This is a genomic window from Thermostilla marina (assembly GCF_054657455.1).
The window spans coordinates 3937321-3961008 of the sequence record NZ_BAAHYR010000001.1 but is presented as its reverse complement, the minus strand read 5'-3'; the positions used below and the strand labels follow the sequence as shown (position 1 = coordinate 3961008).

The window sequence follows — 23688 nt, the reverse complement described above, 5'->3', positions numbered from 1 at the left end:
ATCCCGAAAATTGCCGCGGCGCTCACCGCAGGAAACCGACAAAGAAGCTGAACACTTGGTTCTCGTCGCCCGGGTTTTCGCTGACCGGGAACGCGAAATCGAGCGCGATCGGAGCGGGTCCCATCGCCGGGATGATGATTCGCAACCCGAAGCCGGGAGCGACACGATAGGTGTCGGTCCAATTGTCCAGCGAGGGTTCGACCGTTCCCGTATCGCAGAAGACGACGCCGCGTACCAAATCGTCGGCAGTGATCGGGAACATGTATTCGGCCGAGGCCAACACCAACGTGTTGCCGCCCACCACTTCGCCGTATTGCCGAGGCGATGCCCCGCGGTATCGGAAACCCCGCAGGTTGGTAAATCCGCCGGCGAAGTACCGATCGTAGACGGGCGTTTCGTCGCCCGTCCAGGCAAATCGGCCGCTCAAGCCGAGCACGTGCCGTCCCGATCCGTCGGGCCGTTCCCGGAGCATGAAGAAGCGTTTCATGCTGATGTCGAACCGCGGATAGCTGTAGCTGCCGATCACCTGTTCGAACGACGCCTGGAACAGGTGACCTTGGGTGGGCAGGAACGTACTGTCGCGCGTATCGTGAACCAAGCCGACCTCGAACCCATGCAAGGCGTTGTCGCCCACGGCCGCTTGAATGTCGGGGGGCACACCCCAGTAGGTTTCGACCGGGTCGCTGATTGCCACGTTTGCTCCACGATACGAGATCGTACCCGACAAGTCGTGCGTAAATTGATAGCCGAATCCGATATCGCCGCCGATGCGTTGTTCAAACCATTCGCTGTAGCCGCGATCGTAGTAGTAGCCTTTGAGGCTCAACGACACGTTGCGGTCGAATAGATACGGTTCTTGGAAACTGACCAGGTACCGTTGCAACTGGGTACCGGGCATCGCTTCCAAGCGGAAACGTTGCCCTGCCCCCCGCCACGCCGTTCCGTTGACGATTTCCCGAAAGCTGCGAGGCCAGCGTGTGATATCGAAGTTTTGTTCTTCAATGAGGGCCGTGCCGATCAAGCCCGAGTCGGAGTTCACTCCGACTGAAAACATCAGGCGTCCCGTGCGTGCCTCCTGAACGATTGCTTCCATCGGAAGATCGAGCAACGGATCGGCCAGTTGCTCGCCCGTGTAACCGGTCGTCGGATCGTATGGCGCCGTTTGCGGGCCGTAGAAGGGCGCGGTATTCGAGGGTGGTTCGGGGCCGGGGGCCACGTCGCGCATGAAGGGGGGAACTTCGCCCGGAATGATCGCCGTTTGGACGACGCCTGAATCTTCGGTAGAAGCGTATCCCGTTCCGTCGGCCGGAACGACGCCCGACGATTCGACGTAGGTACCGCCACCGCCGGTGTTGGACGTGTTCGTCGATGGTATCGGCTGATACGGTGGAGACGTTTGCGAGGTCGCTTGCGAGGATTGCGCTCGTGGCGACGACGGTTGCAGCCAAGGCGGTGTCGGGATCGTGGCGCCGCCTCCGGGCGTGTACTGGCCGCGAACGATGCGTTCGCCATCGGGAGCGTTCGACGCCGCAAGCGGCGGTTTTTCGGCCGTTCGGTACTGCGGCGGATTCTGCCCGCGGACTTCCCGGTCGGGAGCTTGCGGACGTTCGGCAACAGCCTTTTTTTGTTTCGGGCCGATGTCTTCCAGATCGGGAGGCGAATACACGATTTTCGGCTGGATGCCTCGAGCCATATCGACTTCGAACAATTCCGAGCGGCGCAAGCGGACTTCACTTGCCCGCATCTCGCGAACGTCGGCGATGTCGCCCGGTGCCAACGACATGCGATTGAGGACGGTCGTCACTTTCGTGTGCGGGAAGTCGCCCTTTACGCGCACATCGATCCGTCCCACGCGGTACTGGCTGCCTTCTTCGATGTTGAATACCAGGTCGAGTTGACCGGGAGCTTCCCGAAACCGCGGATCGACCTCGACGTCGGCGAACACGTAGCCGTGCGCGCCGTACTTGTCTTGCAGTTTGCGGATAGCCAGTTGGACTTTATCTTGGTTGAAATAGTCGCCCGGCTTCAGCTCGACTTTTTCGAGCAGTTCTTCGACCGGAAACTGCGTGTTGCCGAAGAAGCGAATATCGGCGATGCGGTAGCGGACGCCTTCGTCGATGACGTAAGTGATCTTCACCCATTCGAGCGAATCGTCGAACGGGTGAGGCAAAATATCGATCGTGCGGCCGACTTTTGCCTGAAAGAACCCGAGCTTTCGGTAGTATGCGGTAAGTCGCTCGACATCGGCATCGAGTTGTTCCCGCGAAAGGTTCCCTTGGAAAATCCATAGAAAGCCGGGCTTCATTTCGACCTGCGTCCGCAAGCGACCGTCGCTGGCGACGGTGTTGCCGACAAAGCCCGTCCACAGGATCTTCTGCCTTTTGCCTTCGTTGATCAGGAATACCGCGCCGGAATCCTTCGGTTTGTTGCCTTCGAGGATCGTGATTCGCGCGTCGGGATACCCGTGCTCGTGGTAATAGCTTTCGATGCGGCGCGCCGCTTCTTCGACTGCCCACGTGTCGAGCGGGTCGCCTTCGTTGATTTGAGCCTCTTGGGCGAGGCGTTTCTCGCTCACTTGGCGATTGCCGATGAACTTGACGTAGTGGAGCAGGGGACGCTCGAGCAGATCGAAGATGACGACGACTCCCTCGGGCGTGGCTTGCGTGTACGTGCGGACGTCGATGAACCAGCCCGAGCGAGTCAGCTCGCGGACATCTTCTTCCAGTTGGTCGAGTTCCAGTCGTCGGCCGGGGCGGGTCTTCAACAGTGGGAGCACTTTCTTGCGCACCAAGGCACTGGGACCCAAGATGCGCACGGCGACTACCGGTTGACCGGCCGCATCTTGCTTGTCGACGGTGACCTCCTCCCGGTACGACGGTTGTTCGGACGTAACCGGCGGCGCCAAAGGCGGTTGCGCCGAAACCGTTCCGGCGGTCGCCCACGCGGCGAGAAGGATCAGCAGGAGCCGAAAAGGTGTCTCGATACGCGTCATCGAAGCGAATCCCGATGAAGGAGAAGGCCGAGGCCTCCGGGCAGGCTTTCCAATCAAATATCCACCTGAAAGTGGGGTGTTTTCCCGTCGTAATGGGACCCTGGGGCACAAAGGGCGGTTAGGAATACCGAAACACGCCTGTTGCTGCAAGATGGATTTGCCCGCGTTGGATCGGGTAGTCAGTATGGGGGGGTAGACCAGAGAGGCCCGGTCTCGGCACAACGGGGCTGCCATCTTGAGTCGAATTACCGTTGTGACCGGATTTCTCGGCAAATTCCGGGAACTCGACGCGACCGATTTACGTCTAACACGCGATCCAGTCTGTACCGATCGGACCGGACGCCATCAGGGCCGGCGTCTGCGGGAACTTTCGACGGATGAGCCACTTGCGGATTGTAAAAAACGCGGAAACTGCGCAGTCTGGGTGGTTTATGCGTTGATTTTTCCCCCTCCTTGGATTTAAATCGATCTGTATGTGCGATATTGCCCCTCGGCAGTTTCGCGCGCCTTTTCGTGAGAAGAAAATCCAGTCGCTCCTAGAGAGATAGGCCGTTTCGGCCGCAGCATCCTTTGCTCGAGGGAGATTCGTCCATGGGGATCTGGGATCCTATCCGCTTTTTCTCGTCGGGTTGGCGCCAATCGAATCGCCGGAACTCCAAGCAACGCAAGAGAAGTAAGCGGTCGACACAGCGGCAGGCGTTGCGGCATCGTGGACTTCGAATGGAGCAATTCGAAGACCGCGTCCTACTTAGTATCAACCCGACCGGGATTGACAGGGCATGGGAAAGCGCCCTGCAACGCTCGATCGAGATTGCCTCGGATCTATCGCAGTACTCCCCGCAAGAGCTGCAAAGCACCCATCAATGGGTGGTGGGTGTCGACAAGAGCGTCGATTCGACGAAGCTCGCCGCTGCGGTCGGTGCCGAAGTCGCCGACGTGCCTACCAACATCAAAGGGGCGTTCGTGTGGCAGTTTGCCACCAGCGTCGATGCCGAAACGGCGGCAGCGCGACTGGAAAATGCGGAAGGCGTCACGTTCTTCTATCCGCTCGTGCCGCACACCTATGAAGAGCGTCTGATTCCCGCCGATCCACTCTTCCCCGATCAATGGCACCTGCGGAATACCGGACAAACCGGCGGAACCCCGGGTGAGGATGCGCACGTCACGACCGTTTGGGATTCCTATCAGGGTGACGGTGTGGTCATCGCGATCGTCGACGACGGTCTCGATACGACCCATCCTGACTTGGCGCCGAACTATCGCGCCGATCTGAGCTACGACTATAACTTCAACGATCCCGACCCCTCGCACGACCTGCCGAGCGACGCCCACGGCACTTCAGTGGCGGGCGTGGCCGCTGCCGCGGGCGAAAACGGTGTGGGCGTGGTCGGTGCCGCTTTCGACGCGCAGATTGCCGGGATTCGTTTGCTATCCGGGTTTTCGAACGATGCGATCGATGCGCAGGCATTGACGCACCGGTTCGATGAAATCGACATTTACAACAACAGTTGGGGACCGATCGGTCCGGGATTTCTCGGCTATTCGATCACGGCAGGACCGGGACCATTGGGTCAGCAAGCCTTGCACGACGGCGTTACGCAAGGTCGTGGCGGCTTGGGGAATATCTACGTGTTTGCCGGTGGTAACGACGGCGCAGAGGGCGACAACGTCAACTACGACGGTTGGGCCAGCTCGCGGTATACCATCGCCGTCGGTGCGGTCGACCACAACGGTGTGCAATCGCCTTACTCGGAACCCGGGGCGCCGTTGTTGGTTTCGGCGTATTCGAACGGTCCGGGGGCCGGAATCACGACCACCGACCGCCAAGGGGCCGACGGCTACGACGCCACCGACTACACGAACACGTTCGGTGGAACCTCTTCGGCGGCGCCTCTTGTGTCGGGTGTGATCGCCTTGATGCTTCAGGCGAACCCGAACCTGACCTATCGCGATGTGCAGCACATTCTGGTCGAAACGGCCCGAATGACCGATCCGACCGACGCCGACTGGGTCGTCAACGGCGCCGGCTACCACGTGAACCACAAGTACGGCTTCGGGGTGATCGATGCCGATGCCGCCGTCGCTGCGGCCGAGAATTGGACGAACGTATTGCCCGAGGAGGCGATCGACACGGGCACGATTACCGTCGGCGCGCCGATCCCGGACGACAGCCAAGCCGGTGTTTCGTCGGTCGTCAGCGTCGGGAACGCCGTCAACTCGATCGAGTGGGTGGAAGTCGACGTCGACATCACGCATCCGCGGGTGGGCGATCTGGAGTTGGTGCTCGTTTCTCCGTCGGGCACCGAGTCGGTCCTAGCCACGCCGCACACGCATGATCCCTCGGCCACGGGCTACCATTGGACCTTCACCAGCGCGCGGCATTGGGGCGAATCGGCCGCCGGTGATTGGACGTTGATCGTGCGCGATCTGGCGACCGGCGAGACGGGAACGCTCGACTCGTGGAGTCTGCGCGTGTACGGGCAGCAGATCCCGGGAGTCGGCCCCGAGTTGGTGGCCGTCATTCCGAACGAAGGCGGCTTGCTCGAAGAAGGAACGACCCTGCGCGTGGCGCCGCGGGAATTGATCTTGCGCTTCAACGAAGGACAAGACATCGACCCCGACACGCTCGGCGCGATTCAGTTCGTGCGATCCGGCGGCGACGGCACCTTCACCGACGGGAACGAAGTGAACGTGCCGATCGGTTGGATCGGGATCGGCGATCGACCCAACGAGGTGATCGTTCGCTTCGCCGAGAATCTGCCGGACGACAATTATCAATTGATCATCAAAGGGACGGGCAACGATCCCTTGATGAATCTCGGCTCGCCGAAGTTGCCCTTCCGGTACGACCCGGATACCGGCGAAGGCGCCGACTTGACGATGAATTTCGAGCTGGACTTGGGTGCCCAAGTCGTTTCGGTCGTCCCGCAACCGGTGGTCCGCGGCGACATCGTCATCACCAGTGTCGACGGCTCGCAGATATCAGACGGCGATACCTTCACGCTTTCCGACGGATCGATTACCGCGACGTTCGAGTTCGAAGATGCGAACGCAGGCGGCGGCGTGCAATCGGGCAACGTGCCGATCGTCTTCCAAGCAACCGATTCGGACCTCCTCATTGCCCAGAAGATCGCCGATGCGATCATCGGCCAGGCGATGAATCTGACCGTCACGGTCGCCGGCAATCAAGTGACGATCGCCGGGGCGGGGGCGACGATCGACGGCTCGGGCACGCCGTTTGCGATCCAGTCGCTGCACCAGCAACGCAACCTCATCGAGGTCTACTTCACCGACGACGAATTGGATGTCGATGCCGCGACCGATCCGAAGTTCTACCAGCTCATCTTCACCCAAGAGACGTTGCGGCCCGACGACGATCTCGTCATCAATCCTGTATCGGTCGCCTACGATGCCGACCGAAACCTCGTGACGTTGGATTTCGGTCAAGACCTGGCGAACCTGGGTACCGGTGCGGCTCGCTTGCGGATCGGCAACGAATATCAGCCGATCACGACCACCACGTTCGCACCCGGCGATGCGGGATCCAGCTTCGCTACGGCGACGGCCGTGCCGAACTTGGGGACCGGCACCGCGCCCGAGGCGGTCGTCATCAGCGCCTCGATCGACCCGCAAGGCTATCCCATGGATTGGCCCGGGGCGGTCGACGAACCGGGACACCGCGACCTGCCGTGGAACGAGGTCCTCATCGAGGATCACTATTTGACGGGTGAATCGTCGCCCGACGCGACCGACGGCATCACCGTCATTCCGTATCACTTCCCGCGGATCTACGGTACCGACCCGAACTCCGGCGCACCGTTGCTGAACCAGATCACCGAGGCCCAAAAACAACGGGCACGGGAAATCTTCGAGCTGTACGGCTACTATCTCGGCGTCAAGTTCGTCGAGACGGAAGATGCCGGCTTTGCGATCGCCACCGGCGACTTGAAGGCTGTGGGCATGGTGTCGGAGCCCGGCGGCGTGGCCGGTGTCGGCGGAATGGGCTTGGCCTTGATGGATAACGCCGAAAACTGGGGCTCCAGCGAGTTCGGCGGCGGATGGTTCCAGGTCGCCATGCACGAGATCGGGCACTTGCTCGGCTACGGGCATTCGTACGATTTGGTGCCCTTCACAATCATGGGGAGTTCGGAAGATGCCCAGGCGGCGACCGGATCGTTCGAACCGATCTTCCCCGGCGATTACGACATCGTGCACGGGCAGCACATGTATCGTCCCGACTCGGTCGACATCGACATGTACCGTGTCGACCTTCAGGAAGACGGTACCCTGAGCGCCGAATTGCTGGCCGAGCGGATGAACGACTCGAGCCTGCTCGACGGCACGATCACACTGTACCGGCAAGTCAATCAGACCGTCGAGTATGCCGTCGTCGAAAATGGGCAGACGGTCACCAAGGAATACGTGCAAACGACGTATGAGGTCGTGGCACGCAACGACGACTTCTTCAGCGAAGACTCGTTCCTCGAAATGCACCTGTCCGCGGGAACGTATTTCGTCGGCGTGACGGCGGCAGGCAACACCGAGTACGATCCGACGATCGAAGGAACGGGAATCGGCGGTGTTTCGCAGGGACAATACGAGTTGCGGCTCACGTTCAAGCCGGGCGGAGTCGATCCCGACAACCCCGACACGTTCAGCGATCCCGATCCGGCGAACCCGTCGCACTTGATCGATTCGACGAACACGCTGTTCGACGGCGATGCCGACGGCGTGCCCGGCGGTGTGTACAACTTTTGGTTCAACGTCCAACCCGAATCGAAAACGATCTTCGTCGACAAGACGGCCGCAGCGGCGAATGCCGACGGATCGTTGGCCAAGCCGTACAACAACATTCAGATGGCGCTGGCGGCGGCGCAACCGGGCGATATCGTCCGCATTTTGGGCAACAACACCGAGAACGACGATCCGACCGATCCGACCACGTTGTCGGACAACATCCCCTACGAGATCGGGCGCCGCTTGATCGACAACAGGCCGCTGGCCGACGGCGTTCGGTTCGAGGTACCGCAAGGCGTCACCGTGATGATCGACGCGGGGGCCGTGGTCAAGTTGTTCGGCTCGAACATCACCGTCGGCAGCCTGGCCGAGGGAATCGACCATAGCGGCGGTGCGCTGCAAGTGCTCGGGACGCCGGAAAACTTCGTCTACTTCACCTCGTATTACGACGAAGTCATCGGTCGCGATGCCGAGCCGACCAACAACACGACGCCGATGAAGGGCGACTGGGGCGGCATCGTGATCCGCAACGATCTCGATTACGACTTCATCGACGCCTACGATCCCGCTACCGGTTTGCCGCAACGGCAGGTGTTGGAAGACCAGGGGATCTTTCTCAATTACATCAACCATGCCGACATTCGCTACGGCGGCGGCGAGGTGATCGTCAACGGTGTGCGGTCGGTGTACGATCCGATCCACATGGTCGAAGCGCGGCCGACGATCACGTTCAACCGCATCACCCAAAGCGCCGATGCCGCCATGTCGGCCGACCCCAACAGCTTCGAAGAATCGAAGTACGGGTCGTGGGATCCGAACAGCCCGTACACGGTGAACTATGACCGTGTGGGGCCGATGATCCGCGGCAACATCGTCGTCGATAATACGGTCAACGGGTTGTATGTGCGGATCGCGACGCCCGCCGGTCAAGAGACGAAAGAACTCGAGACGGCCGGGCGCTGGGACGACTGGGACATCGTCCACTACGTGCCCGAAAACCTGTTCATCAACGGCACACCCGGCGGACCGATCGTCGAGCGGGCGACGACGAACATCCGCTTCAGCGACGATTTCCACATCGTGGCCCAACCCGGTTCAGGCATTGCCGACGGCGAGTACTTCTCGCTGTTCGACGGCCGCGCGAAGGTCACGTTCGAATTCGATGCGGGCGACGGCGTGCTGCCGGGGCGGTATCCGGTACTGTATCAGCCGACCGATACGATCGATCAGGTCGCCCAGGCAATCGCCGACGCGATCAACGGAGCGAATACGACTCGGGGGTTGGAGATTACGGCGACCGCCTCCGGCGGCGTGGTCACGTTGACCCAATTGGGCGCCGAGCTGAAGAGCGAAGGCGTGGGGAACGCCGTAGCCCGTCCCGACGGTCGCTTGCGCATCGATCCCGGCATGATCGTCAAGTTGCAAGGGAGCCGGATCGAGGCCGAGATGGGAGCCCAGCTCATCGCCGAAGGCCGCACCGGATACGAAGATACCGTGCCCGGTTACAAGGTCGTCTTTACCTCGGCACTCGACAACCGTTACGGTGCCGGAGGAACGTTCGATACCACTCAGAACACCAGCGGACAGGCACCCTCGCCGGGGGACTGGGGCGGTTTGAACTTTGGGCCGACGGCCGAAGGAAGCATCGACGAGGCGATCATCGCCTACGCCGGCGGGCAAACCCGCATCGAAGGCGGATTCGCCGGGTTCGACCCGATCGAAATTCGTCAGGCGCACGTGCGGGTGGCGAATACCCGCTTCGAGAACAACGCCGCCTCGAGCGCGGGCGACCGCAACGGGCGCGGATTCATCAGCCCGGCGACGATCTACGTCCGCGGGGCACAGCCCGTCATCGTCGATAACCAATTCATCGACAACCAAGGGCACGTCGTCAGCATCGACGTCAACTCGCTGAGCTGGCAGGAAGTACCCGACTGGGGGCGCAGCACGGGCCCGATCGCCGACTACGACCGTTTCGACGGTAACCAAGGTCCGTTGGTCCGCGCCAACCGCTTGGAAGGGAATGCGATCAACGGCATGGAGGTGCGCGGCGGCAACCTGACGACCGAAGGCGTGTGGGACGATACCGACATCGTCCACGTCCTGTACGACGAAATCGTCGTCCCGAACTTCCACCATTACGGCGGTCTGCGGCTGCAAAGCAGCCCCGAACAAAGCCTGGTGGTCAAACTGAAAGGGGCGAACGCCGGGATCACCGCCAGCGGACGACCGCTGGAAATCGATGATCGCATCGGCGGCGTCGTCCAGATCGTCGGGATGCCCGGAGCCCCGGTCGTGCTTACTTCCCTTTCGGACGACACGGTCGGTGCCGGACTGAATTTGCGCGGGGAACCGCAATTCGATACGAACGGGAACGGGCCGAGCGTCGGTTCGCCCGGTGAATGGCGAAGTATCCGCTTTGATCGATACAGTCACGATCGCAATGTGGCGATCATCAACGAGGCGGAACCGGCCACCGGTGCCACGAGTGATCGAAACGCCTATCCGGCGACGGCTCAGAACCTCGGTCAATTGGCACCGATGGACAAGGCCGGCGACGACAACCTGCGGTTGGGCTTCGATGTGCATGGGGCGATTCGCTTCGATGCGCGGAACGACGCCGACGTGTACAGCTTCGACGCTCCGGCCGGTACCGAAGTGTGGATCGACATCGACCGCACGACTTATGCGTTGGATGCGGTCGTCGAGTTGATCAATGCCGATGGGGAAGTGATCGCCCGCAGCGATAATTCTCCCAGCGAGCGTTCCGATGCCGAGGTCGACGGGATCGGGTTGGCCATGGATCGCGATCCGTGGCTGCGGCACGACAACCAGGGAGCCGGGGCGGCGGAAGACCTCCGTTTCGACTTCTACACGATCAACGAACGGGATCCCGGCATGCGTCTGGTCTTGCCGGGTAAAGAAGGCGAAGTTCGCACGTACTACGTGCGTGTGCGCAGCAATCTGAAGATCGGCGGAATCAAGCCCGGAAACCAACTGGCCGACGGCGCCCGGTTCTTGGTCTCCGATGCCTTCCAGACCGTCGTCTTCGAATTCGACAAGGACGGTTCCCTCAGCGATCCGAACGCGGTGGCCGTGGCGATCAACGACGGAATGCTTGCGGCCGACGTGGCCGACGCAATCGTCGCGTCGATCAACGGAGCAGCGGCTTCGAAGCAGCTCGAGCTGTCGGCCCGTCTCTCGGGCGGCGATGTGGCCATCGACGGCGTGCACGTGGGATTGAACACGCTGCAAAGCGGTCTGGTCAATCTGGCGAACACGGCCGGCGAATACCAGATGCAGATTCGTATCCGCGAGATGCAGGAAGTCGCCGGTTCGACGGTCCGCTATGCCGATATCCGTTACGCCACCGACGGCGTCGAAGTGCTCGGCTTCCCGCAACATCATCCGCTGTTGGGCGAAACCTCGGAAACGACCGCAAACAACGATTCGTTTGCCAATGCACAAGACATCGGCAATCTGTTGGCGGTCGATCAGAGCACGATCTCGCTGGCCGGAGCACTTTCCGGCGCGACCGACGTCGATTGGTATCGCGTGAGCGTCGATTACGAAGGCATCCAGTCGATCGGCGGGATCAACGATGCCGGTTCGCTGTGGTCGGCGATCTTCGATATCGACTACGCCGACGGGATGGCCCGTCCCGACTTGAGCATGTGGGTGTTCGATTCGAACGGTCGGTTGATTCTGACCGGTGAGAATTCGAACGTCGGCGACGACCAGCCCGATCCGCTCGACACGATGACGATCGAAAAGCTCGACCGCGGTTCGGTCGGCGCCCGCGATCCGTTCATCGGCACGGTGACGATGCCCGAAGGCAACGGGCAGGTCTACTACATTGCCGTCACGTCGACGCTGGCGGTTCCGCAGGCCCTCAACGATTCGAACCCGCTGACGCGGCGCGAACCGATCGACTCGGTGAACCGCATTGTCGAAGAACACGTCAACAGCGGCCCCGATTCGTTCGTACCGGCCTCTCGCTTGGAGCTGTATCCCGACGAGTTCACGCTCGGCGACGTGATCCTCTACACGAATACGAACACCGATCTGTACACGGTCGATCCGTTCACCGGTCAACGAGAGACGGTCGTGACCGACACGGGCGACCTGCCCGATTCGACCGGTACCGGCGGCGGGCGTCCGTACCGCTACGGCGATATCGCCATGCGGAACGACGGCCGGTTGTACGCCATCGCCGTGGGGCAGGACCCCGACGGCGGCGGAAACGGCCAACCGCCGGTCGTGTATCGCCGGCTCGATACCGGCGATGCCCGCAACTTCTTGACCAGTCAAGATGTGAACATCGTCGAATACCGTTTGAACAACCAAGGGAATGGGATCGAGGTTCATCCGGGCGGCGGCTTCCAGTTCATTGGTGCCATGGAGCACCTGCCCGACGGCAACCGGTACGTCTACATCGTCGGTGACTTGCGAAATGACAACTCCGGGCGGGCGATGCCGTGGCGGCATAACCTGATCTATCGCCTGAATGCCGACGGTACGCCCGACACGCTGGGCGAAGGGACCGATAACAAGTGGGGGACGAATATCCAGCCCTTGGGACAATTGGTTGCAGCTCCCACGCTGTTCACTACCGATGTAACGCAAACCGTCCCCAATTACGCGGCAAATCCGTCGGATATCCAGGACGGCGATATCGTTACCGTGACGACGACCGTCGGCGGCACGCCCACCTCGTACACGTTCGAGTACGATACGGGGTTCGATGTCCGCTTGGGGCCGGCCGGGGCGGCAAATGTCCGCGACGGCGATACGTTCAGCGTGAACGGGACGCTGTTCGAGTTCGAGGGCGGACCGGTGATCGTGCTGCCCGGTGCCTCACCCGCCTTGGACGGCGTGGTCGTGCGGGTGACGGGACGCGATCCGGCAAATAACAACGTTGTGTTCTACGACTTCGAGTTCGACAACAATAACAATACGCGATCCGGCAGCATTCCCGTCGGATTCACCAACAGCGACAGCGCCGGAAAGTTGGCTCTCAACCTGGCCAACGAGATCACCTCGGTGACCGACTTCAACGTGATCGCGCGTGCCAACAACAATCGAGTGACGCTCGAAAACGAAGAAGTCAACGGAATCGCATTCCAATTCGATCCGGGGTTGCTGACTCTGGAAGGTGATTGGGGAACGACCTCGGGGATCGCCGTTCCCTTCGAAGAAACCTGGAACCTGACCTACGGTTTGGCCGGACAATTCGGCAGCTCGATCGTCAACACCGTCGAAGCGAATGTGCCGGGCGTGAACGTGGGCTATGCCCATCGGACGGCCGGCAACACCGGTCAACTGAACGGGAACGGTGATCGGTTCACCTTCGGGACGGCGACTTCGGTCGACTTCTCGGGGGCCCCGGCGTTTACCGTCCGAGCCGGCAGCGGCCCCGGTGTCGGCGGCGGTCGGGTGCGTATTCCGGTGTCGGCCGAAGATCGAGCCCCGGATGTCGCCGCCGCAACGGCGTCGGCTGTCAACGGTGTTGCCGATCCCAACTTCCTAGTGAGCGCGACGGCGTTTGCGGGGTCGGTCGAGTTCACGACGCCGACAAACCTCGTCAATCCGGTGACGCTGAACGTGACGTACTCGGCGCCGTTCGACTTCGACGGCGAAGGCGTCGGCGGAAACGTGACCGGCCTGGCCTACGCCCCGAACGAAAACGGGGTGGGGTACACGATGTACGCCGTGACCGACACCGGCGGCCTGTATCGGATTACGAATCTCAATCAAGAGGGATTCGGCGTCGCACGCCCGCAGAACAGCTACCCGCGGATCTTCAAGATTGACGGTGCCGGTCCGCGGATGGAATTCATCGCTCAGGTCGTCGACGAGAACGGTGCCCCGGTCCGATTCCAGGGCCTGACTGCCGGGCCCGGACACGTCGAGCAGGGCAAGTACCAGAACATGCTCTTCGGCGTCGATAGCTTTGGACGCACCTACGCCTTCGATTACGAGGGCAATCTCCAGCCCATCTTTGTCGACGGTGCGACGCGGACGAACACCGGGACGGGGGCGACACATGGTATCGCGTTCTCGCCGGTCGATTACAACCTGTGGCATCGTACGAACGAACGCGGCGGCGACGACGGTCACGGGATCTACGCGACCTACGATACCAGCCGAACGGCCTCGATGGGCTACGGTGGGAATTCCACCTACGGCACTCGAAAGTCGGGCAGTACGAGCTGGTACTTCGGGTTGGACGATTCGGGTAACCGCATCGACCCATTGCCGTTTGCCGATTCGGAATATGGAAATGGCCCGAACACGAATCCGGGCGAGTTCTATCAGACCTATGATATGCCCGGCGGGGCCCACGGCTCGTTGGTCTCGGGAACGTTCAGCCTGAAAGGCTATACGCCCCAAGACCAACCGATGCTGTACTTCACGTACCGGGCGGAAACGCAGAATACCGACGACTACGACGGATTCCGCGTGTACATTTCGGCGGACGGCGCTAATTGGGAGCTTTTGGGAACGAATAACGATTTCAACAACCCATTGATCGGCGCCGATCTCGAAACGCCTTCTGATCCGAATCGCGTGATCAACGACCTGGTGGACGGTGATACGCCGGGCAATACGCAGTGGCGACAAGCCCGCGTGAACTTGGGTCGTTGGGCCGGTATGGACAACCTGCGATTGCGGTTCGATTTCAGTACGGCCGGCGCTTTCAACGTGGGCGACCTTTTCACCACCGGCGAGATCATCTCGGCAGTCGCCGGTTCGGACGTCGTCGACGGTGCGCTGGCCGCCGATTTGCCGGACGGTTCGCTGACGCTCACCGATACCGGCTTTACGATCGACGGTGTTCGGTTCGAGTTCGATCAGGGCTTCGGCGTGTTCGTACCGAACGCGGCCGGACGGAAGATTCCCGACGGCGAAACGCTCACGATCGACGACGGTCACGGAACGGTCGCCGTGTTCGAATTTGACAAGGACGGCAACGTCGCCTTGGGGAACATTCCCGTTGCGATTACCGACGACATGGCGACCAGCGAGGTCGTGGCCGCGTTGAGCGCTGCGATCGGGGCGAATACCGACGTGGTGCCCTACGCTGTCGACGGACGCATTTTCCTCAAGGGAGCCGTCGACGTGGTTGCCGATCCGGTGCCCACGCTGACGGTCTTCGGGGACGCCCCCGGCACGTTGACCAATCCTGCCGCCGTTCCCGTGCCTGTCAACGGCGATATGACCGCCGACGAAGTGTCGCAGGTTATCGCGAAAGTCGTCAACCAACGGTTCACCGGTGCCGATCGGATCATTCCGGCAACGCCGGACGCCACGTGGCACGGTCAAAAGTTCGCCGTTCGCGGTGTCGATTCCCGCGGGATTTACCGCACCGTCGTCTTCACGTTCGATGCCTCTGGATTCATGCCGAATCCCGACGGTACGGTGATCAACATCGCCGGGATGTCCAGTTCGAGCCAGGTGGCCGCGGCGATCATCAACGCGATCAACAACCAGACGGCAGTCTCCGACGCAACCTGGCAGGTTACCGCGACGGTCGGCCCGAACGGCAGCGTCGAATTGAGCGGCCCCGTGACTTTCTTCGACCCGGGCAACACGGCCCTGACGCGCGGTACGTACGAAGAGACCAGCATCAAGCGGGACGAAAACTACGTCAGCCGGTACGTCAGCGGCACGAACTACGACACCCCGATGGCCGAAGTTCGGATCGCTGTTACCGAGGATGCCGTCGGTCGGAACCTCGCCGGTACGATCACGCGGGCGAGCGACGGAACCCCCTTCGTGTTCAATGTCGGCCCGTTCGGGACGCGGTACGAGGCCGCCCAGGCGATTGCCGACGCAATCAACGCGCAGTACCCTGCCGACCTGCAAGCGTGGGTCGACAACGCGGCCGGGTACCAGGTGGTCGTGCGTGAGACGGTCGATAACGGTGAAAACCTGTTCTTCACGCCGGGGGCGACGAACGCCTTCTCGCAGAACGGCGGCATCACGACCTTCCAGCCGCTGCAACTGGTGGGTTACGACGATGTGGCCGAGTTGAACTTGATCGGTCACACGGTCGTCGATCCCGGCCCGCTGGGGCACTCGAATTCGTTGCCTGTCGATCCGGCCGGTCGGTTCCGGGATTTCCGACGCGGTCAAGACAACTCGCACGAAGGTGTGTACATCGACGACATCATCATCGGGTTCGCGGAGCGCGGCGAGATGGTGACGTCGGCGCCCGAAAACAACACGGGGTTCGATTTCTTCACTGCGGCGGTTCCGATCGTTACCACCGGTTCGTACCAGTTGGAAATTCGCCGGGGTGAAGATTACGGTTTGCGGCCCGTGCCGTTTTTCCCGCCCGACTGGATGGGCTTGGTGCAAACCTTCGATACGAACGACCGCATGTCGACGTCGGTCGTGCTTCAGGCACCTGCCGGAGTGGATATCGCCCACGGCGATCGCTTCAGCATCTACGACGGCGTCGATACCGTGAACTTCGTGTTCATCGATCCGGAGATCGGGATCGGCGGCGGAACGGATGCCGTGCCGATTTACTTCACGGCCGCCGACGGTGCCGCCGATATTGCCAACCTGATCGCCGACGCCGTGAATTACGCGTTCCAGGAAGGCATGTTCGATGTCCGGGCGACGTCGATCTTGACCAGCGATCGCGTCGATTTGATCGATGCGGTCGAGGTGACGGGGTTGCCGAGCATCGTGTTCGGTCCGGTCGACGACATTCCCGCCGAGGCGACCGCCGGTTCGATCTTCGGACGCGGGGACGAGAACCACGAGCGGCAAAAGGGTCAGATCACGATCGAGCAAAGCCGTATCGTCCACTCGGCCGATACGGGCATTGTCGTGGCCCCGGCCGCTCGCGAGCCCGGTTCGAACGCACCGTACCCGGCTTCGGGCCGCACGATGAACGCCCCGAACCAGTTGGTCGGCGGTGTGCTGATCGAAAACAACTTGGTGGCCTTCAGCGGTCAAACCGGCATTTCGATCAGCGGAGAAACCGGCCAACCGACCGGTGCGGTCCCCTTCACCCGCGTGGTGAACAATACGATCTACGGCGACACGACGCCGAAGGGGATCGGGATCGACGTTTCGAACAACGCGAGCCCGACGTTGTTGAACAACATCGTCGCCGGGTTGAACGTGGGTGTGCGCGTCGATGCCAGCTCGCTGGGTCAGGGCGTGGTTCTGGGCGGCATGGTCTATCAGTCGAATACCCAGAATACGCAAGGGACGAACGTCGGGACGTTTGCACGGTTGTTGCAACCGACGGATCCGTTGTTCGTCAATCCGGCCAAGGAGAACTTCTATCCGGACCGCGGATCGGAAGTCATCGACAGTGCCGTCGATTCGTTGGAGGAACGCCAAGCGTACTTCAACCAGATTCTCAACCCGGTCGGTATTCCGGTGTCGCCGATCATCTCACCCGATGTGGACCTGTACGGCCAGTTGCGGAAGGATGATCCCGACGTCAACCCGGCTTCCGGTGGTGGTTTCAGTGTCTTCAAGGATCGGGGGGCGATCGACCGTGTCGACTTCCGCGGTCCGACCGCCGGAATCATCGAACCGTTGGACAACGATCTGGCCGGTGTCGACCGCGATCCGGCACCGTACGACGTCTTCGTGGCCGGTCAGCGGTTGTTCGAGTTCCAGGTGCAGTTGACCGACGCAGGTGTGGGCATCGACGACGACACCGTCACGCCGGATACCGTGAAGGTGTACCGCGACGGCGTCGAGTTGACCCTCGATTCCGATTACTTCTTCAACTACCTGCCGACCGACAACGTGATCACCTTGATCCCGGCGTCGGGCGTCTGGACGATCGGCAGCGAGTACAAGATCGAGCTGGACAACCAGGCGATCCGCGACATCGCCAACAACCCGCTGCAAGCGAACCGGCCGGACGGTTCGACCTACTTCCTGGTGAATGTGGCCGGGATCGACTTCGGGGACGCGCCGGACGCTCCGTACCCGTCGTACGAATTGAACGACGGTGCGGCGCACATCTTGGCACCGAACTTCTACCTCGGTTCGGCCGTCAGCAGCGAACCGGACGCCAACGCGAATGCGACGGCCACCGGCGACACCTTCGACGATGGTGTGTTGATCCAAGCCGGAATTCTCATCGGCGGCGATACCGACGCAACGATCATCGCCTCGGCCGACGGTTTCCTCGACGCTTGGGTCGACTTCAATGCCGACGGCGACTGGAACGATGCGGGCGAGAAGATCTTCGACGCCTTGGCGTTGACCGCCGGCGAAAACCACGTCGTGATCACCGCTCCCGCCGGATTGACGGCACAAGCGACGTTCGCCCGGTTCCGCTTCAGCAGTACCGGCGGATTGCTGCCCACCGGCGTGGCGGACGATGGTGAGGTGGAAGACTACCAGGTGCAACTGGTGAATTTCCACGAAGACTTCGGCGACGCCCCCGATACGTACGGCACGACGCTGACGACCGATGGCGCCCGCCACAAGCTGGGCAACGGCCCCATCCTGGGAGCCGAGGTCGATCCGGAGGTCGACGGCCAGCCGAGCACGACGGCCCTGCGCGACGACGAGACCGGTGTGGACGACGAGGACGGTATCCGCTTCCTCGATGCGTTTGTGCCGGGCGGTATCGTCGAGGTCGAAGTGACCGCCTCGCAGGTGACCGCCGACAGCTATCTGCAAGCGTGGGTCGACTTCAACGCCGACGGCGATTGGGACGACGCGGGTGAGCAGGTACTGACCGATTTGTTGGTAACGGCCGACGGCACGTTCACGGCCCAGATCGATGTACCGGCCGATGCCAAACTGGGGCACACGTATGCTCGCTTCCGGTTGAGTACGCAATCGGGGCTGGGGCACGGCGGTGCGGCGATCGACGGTGAGGTGGAAGACTACGATGTGAACATCGTCGACGCTCCATTGGACTTCGGTGACGCACCCGCGCCGTATCCGACCTTGGCGGCCGACGGCGGGGCGCGACACCAGGTGGTCCGCGGGTTCTACCTCGGCCAGATCGCCGACTACGAAGATGACGGTTTGCCCAGCGCAAGCGCCAACGGCGACGATGCCGACAACCTGGCCGATGAAGACGGTGTGATCTTCAACACGCCGTTGCGAACCGGTCAGGAGGCGACCGTCACCGTGACGGCTTCGGCCGACGGCGGATACTTGAACGCTTGGATCGATTTCAATGCCGACGGCGATTGGGACGACGCGGGCGAACAAATCTTCGTCGATCAGGCCTTGGCTGCCGGAGCGAACGTGTTGACTTTCCGCGTGCCGCGCGACTTGGCGACCGCCGATACCTACGCACGCTTCCGGTTCAGCCACGAGCAAGGGTTAACGTACTCGACGCCGGCTTCGGCCGCCACCGTACCCGACGGCGAGGTCGAAGACTACCTGGTGACCGTCATCGCGGGTGAAGCGTCGATCAGCGGTTACAAGTTCAACGACCTGGATGGTGACGGTGTTTGGGACAAGCAACCCAGCAACGTCGTGCCTCCGGTGACGTTGCTACCGGTGAACGCCGGTGACGTCGTGTTGCCGCCGGCGGACGACGCCGTGTCGAGCGCGATCGATCTGGGATTCGACTTCGAGTTCTTCGGTCGAGCCTTTGATCGGATGTACGTATCGACGAACGGCGTCGTCTCGTTCACGAACCCGGTGAGTGCGTTCGGTGACGGTTCCTTCCCGACCGGCGAAGCCGTGCTGGCGCCGTTCTGGGCCGACGCCGATACTCGCGCGGGCGGACAAGTCCGTGTCGCCACCGGCACCAGCGTTCGCGGGAACCCGGTCGTTCAGGTGAACTGGATCGACGTGGGATACTTCGACCGCCACGCCGACAAGCAAAATACGTTCTCGTTGTACATCGAGGACGATCCGGGCGGCGACATCGTCGTCTTCAACTACTTCGACATGAACTGGACCACCGGCGACGGATTCGGCATCAACGGGTTCGGGGCGCCGGGGGCTCAGATCGGCTACGATGCAGGCAACGGAACCGATTTCCTGAGTGTCGCGCGTCCGTCCGATGCGACCGGATTGGCCGACTTGATGGCTCAAGGGCAGTATGCCTTCCGGTTCGATCCGAACACGGGCGATCCGTTGGGTGTCGAGCCGGGATTGGCCGGTTGGACGGTCTTCATCGACCTGAACAACAACGGCGTGCTCGACATCGACGAGCCGTCGACGGTGACGCAGGTCGACGATCCGGCGACGCCGGGTATCGACGAGACCGGTTACTACGAATTCACCGGATTGTTCGCGGGCGAATATACGGTCCGCGAGATTCTGCCCGATGCTTCGTGGATCCAGACGCGGCCCGATTCGTCGGTTGTGTTGCCCGACGGTCAGACACGACACCTCCGCGCGGCGGCCGGTTCGCTTCTCACCGACGGTGCGACGTTCTCGCTGTCGGACGGCACGGCAACAGCCGTGTTCGAGTTCGATAACGACGGCGTGGTCGGCTCGGGCAACATCGCCGTTCCGTTTACGACGGCCGATAGTGCCGGAGTAGTGGCGGCTTCGATCGTCGACGCGATCAACAACTCGGGCGTCGTGGCGATCACCGCCGGCGCCGAAGGCGACGTCATCACCTTGATCGGCCCGACGTCGATCTTCGACCCGCAAACCAGCCCGATCACCGACGTCACCTCGCACGGAAACGACGACGGAACGTACACCGTCACGTTGACTTCGCGCGAGGACTTGGCCGACGTCAACTTCGGGAACTTCAAGATCCCGCACGTGTCGATCGTCGACACGGCTGTGGCCGAAGGCGACACCGGCACGACGAAGGTGAACGTCACGCTCGAGTTGACCGATTCGTTCGGGGCCCCGGTGACCGTCGATTACGCGACGGCCGACGGCACGGCGACGACGGCCGACAGCGACTACATCCCGGCAACGGGGACGGTCACGTTCACGCCGCAGGGCGTGCCGGTTCCCACTTGGGGTATCGAGCTGCTCACCAGCAATAGCGTGAACGACTACGACTACAACGTCTGGCAAGACCGCGTCGTGTGGGAAACCTACGACGGCCAGGATTGGGAGATCTACCTGTTCGACGGCACGACTACCCGTCGGCTGACGAACAACACGACGAACGATCGGTTCGCAGCGATCTACGGGAATTACGTCGCCTGGGCCGGGTCGGACGGCAACGACTACGAAATCTATCTGTACGATATTGCCGCCGACACGACCATTCGCTTGACCGACAACGCCACCGACGACAAGAACCCGCAGCTCTCCGACGAGCTGGTGGTCTGGTGGGGTAACGACGGCAGCGACCAGGAAATCTACCTGTACGATCTGGCGAGCCACACCGGGCCGGTGAACATCTCGAACAACAGCACCGCCGACTACCTGCCGGTGGTTTCGGGACGAAACGTGGCCTGGTACGGCGACGACGGTTTCGACACGGAAATCTACGTGTACACCGGCGGCGCCGTACGGCAGGTGTCGAACAACACGCACGAGGATCGCTTGCCGCAGATCGACGGCGATCGCGTCGTGTGGGAACAGTTCGACGGGACCGACTTCGAGATCGCGTTGTACGACATCGCGGCCGACACGACGACCGTGCTGACCGACAACACGACCGACGACATTCACCCGGTGATTTCCGGCGATAACGTAGCCTGGCAAGGCAGCGACGGGACCGATTCTGAAATCTACGTCGCGAACCTGGCCTTGGGTGCCGTGCCGGTCAATATCTCGGACAACGTCCGAATCGACGAACTGCCGCAATTGGCCGGTGATCGCTTGGTGTGGCACTCGTTCGTGGGCGGCAACTGGGAGGTCATGTACCGTAACCTGTCTCGGAATGAGCTGCCGCGGAACATCTCCCGGAACGGTGCCTACGATTGGTATCCACAAATCACCGAGGATTTGGTGGTGTGGCGGTCGTACGAGTCGGGCAATTACGAGATCGTCGTTGCTCGCGAATTCGAGCCGGTGGCCACGACCACAGTTTCGCTCGAGGTGGTCGGCGACCTGAAGATCGAACCCGACGAATACTTCCTGGTGAACCTGACCGGTTCGAACCTGGCCGTGTTGGACGATACTCAGGCGACCGTCGGGATTTACAACGACGACGGCAATCTCGACCTCGGCGACGCACCGTCGCCGTACCCGACCCTGTTGGCCGACAACGGCGCGCGGCACCTGCAATCGAGTCTGCGACTCGGTGCGTTGTGGGATACCGAGGGCGACGGCCGACCGACGGCGAATGCCGACGGCGACGACACGCTCACATCGGACGATGAAGACGGCGTGATCTTCGCGGGTGATCTCGTTCGCGGCGGTACCGTCGGATTGACGGTCATGTCCAGCGGCAGCGGCAAGCTCGATGCCTGGGTCGACTTCAACGCCGACGGCGATTGGGACGACGCGGGCGAGCGGATCTTCGCCGGACAGGCCGTTTCGGCCGGTGCGAACGCACTCACGTTCGATATCCCGGTCGATGCGCATCTGGGCAAGACTTACGCTCGATTCCGATTGAGCAGTCAAGGCGTCGATTCGCCGGTCGGTTTTGCGACCGATGGTGAGGTCGAAGATTACGCGTTGGATATCGTCCAATCGACGGCCGACGTCAGCCTGGCCGGTCGTGTGTTGACGATCACCGGCGGCCCCGGCGAAGATCAATTGAGCGTCACCGTCTTGGGCAGCACGTATCGTGTGGTCGTCAACGGCACACAGTACGATTATGCGGCCGCCGACATCGACCAGATCGTCTTCAATGCCGATGGTGGACTGGACACCGTCAGCTTCACGGGAACGACGGTCGATGAAACGTTCGAAATCGGCCCGACTTCGGCCGTATTCAATACGCTCGGTTTGACGGCGACGGCGAACGATGTCGAGCGAGTCGTCGTGTTCGGCGGGAACGGCAACGATACCGCCTCGCTGATCGGTTCGGCCGGCGACGACGACCTCGATTCGCGACCCGGTCGCACCGTGTTGACCGGTCCGGGTTACACGCACGAGGTGAACGGCGTCGAGCGGATCACTGTGGACGGGCAAAGCGGTGACGATACCGCGATGTTGGTCGGCACCACCGGCGATGACAACTTCTTCGGTCGTCCCGGTTATGCACGGTTGATTACGCCGGATTCGCGGATCGACGTGCTGAACGTCGAGACGGTTTCCGTCGACGGCCAAGGCGGTGCGATGGACATCGCGAGTATGTACGACTCGCCCGGCAACGACGTGATGATCAGCACGCCTGCCGGTACCACCTTGAGCGGCCCCGGTTATTCGACGACCGTCGTCGATATGAAGTGGACCCACGGCTACTCGCGGTACGGCGGTGTCGACGTGGCCCACCTGTACGACCGGGCCGGCAACGATTCGTTCGTCGCTCTGCCCGCGTTCGCCAAGATGTACGCCGGGACCGACCCGTATGCGTCGGACTACTACGTCCGGGCGAAGGGCTTTGATTATGTCCACGGCTACGCCCGCTACGGCGGTGTCGACGTGGCCCACTTGTACGACTCGTCCGGTAACGAAACCGCCATCATGACGCCTGAGTATGCCAAGATCTACAATAGCAGCGGCTACTACGCTCGGGCGAAGGGATTCGAGTACGCACACACCTACTCGGTGTACGGCGGTTACGACGTCGCCCGGATGTTCGGCAGCTCGGGCAACGATCGGTTCTCCAATGAATGGTGGTACGCTCGCCTGGTCGGCGACGGATACAACATCCGTGCCAAGCTGTTCGATGCGGTCTACGCTTACGGTCGCGGCGGCTACGACGTCGCCACACTGAACGACTCCAGCGGCGTCGATCATCTGCACGCCACCGTCGATTACGTCGAGATCGAAAACGCCTTGATCTCGTACTACACGCTGCTGACCGATTTCGACAAGGTGACGGCCCGAGGCCGAAGCCCGCACAATACGAAGTCGGTCGAGGCGGCGGTCGACTACCTGATTACGACCGGCAATTGGACCGACATCTGATT

General features: G+C 61.7%; 2 protein-coding genes. One reads left to right on the top strand and one right to left on the bottom strand.

Annotated features, from left to right (window positions below; all coding sequences use genetic code 11):
• Positions 1 to 22 precede the first annotated feature (22 nt).
• Positions 23 to 2992: a BamA/OMP85 family outer membrane protein gene (locus ACYQ2I_RS14385; protein WP_460167717.1), complete on the bottom strand. Its 2970-nt coding sequence runs from the start codon at positions 2990 to 2992 to the stop codon at positions 23 to 25.
• Positions 2993 to 3712: 720 nt separating this feature from the next.
• On the opposite strand from ACYQ2I_RS14385, the gene ACYQ2I_RS14380 reads away from it, so the two are divergent.
• Entirely contained in the window at positions 3713 to 23686 is a 19974-nt protein-coding gene (locus ACYQ2I_RS14380) for a GEVED domain-containing protein (RefSeq protein ID WP_460167716.1), read from the top strand.
• Positions 23687 to 23688 lie beyond the last annotated feature (2 nt).

Excerpts from the sequence above, each read along its gene's own strand:
- ACYQ2I_RS14380 (WP_460167716.1), top strand. The coding sequence starts at position 3,713 with ATGGAGCAATTCGAAGACCGCGTCCTACTTAGTATCAACCCGACCGGG.
- ACYQ2I_RS14385 (WP_460167717.1), bottom strand. The coding sequence starts at position 2,992 with ATGACGCGTATCGAGACACCTTTTCGGCTCCTGCTGATCCTTCTCGCC.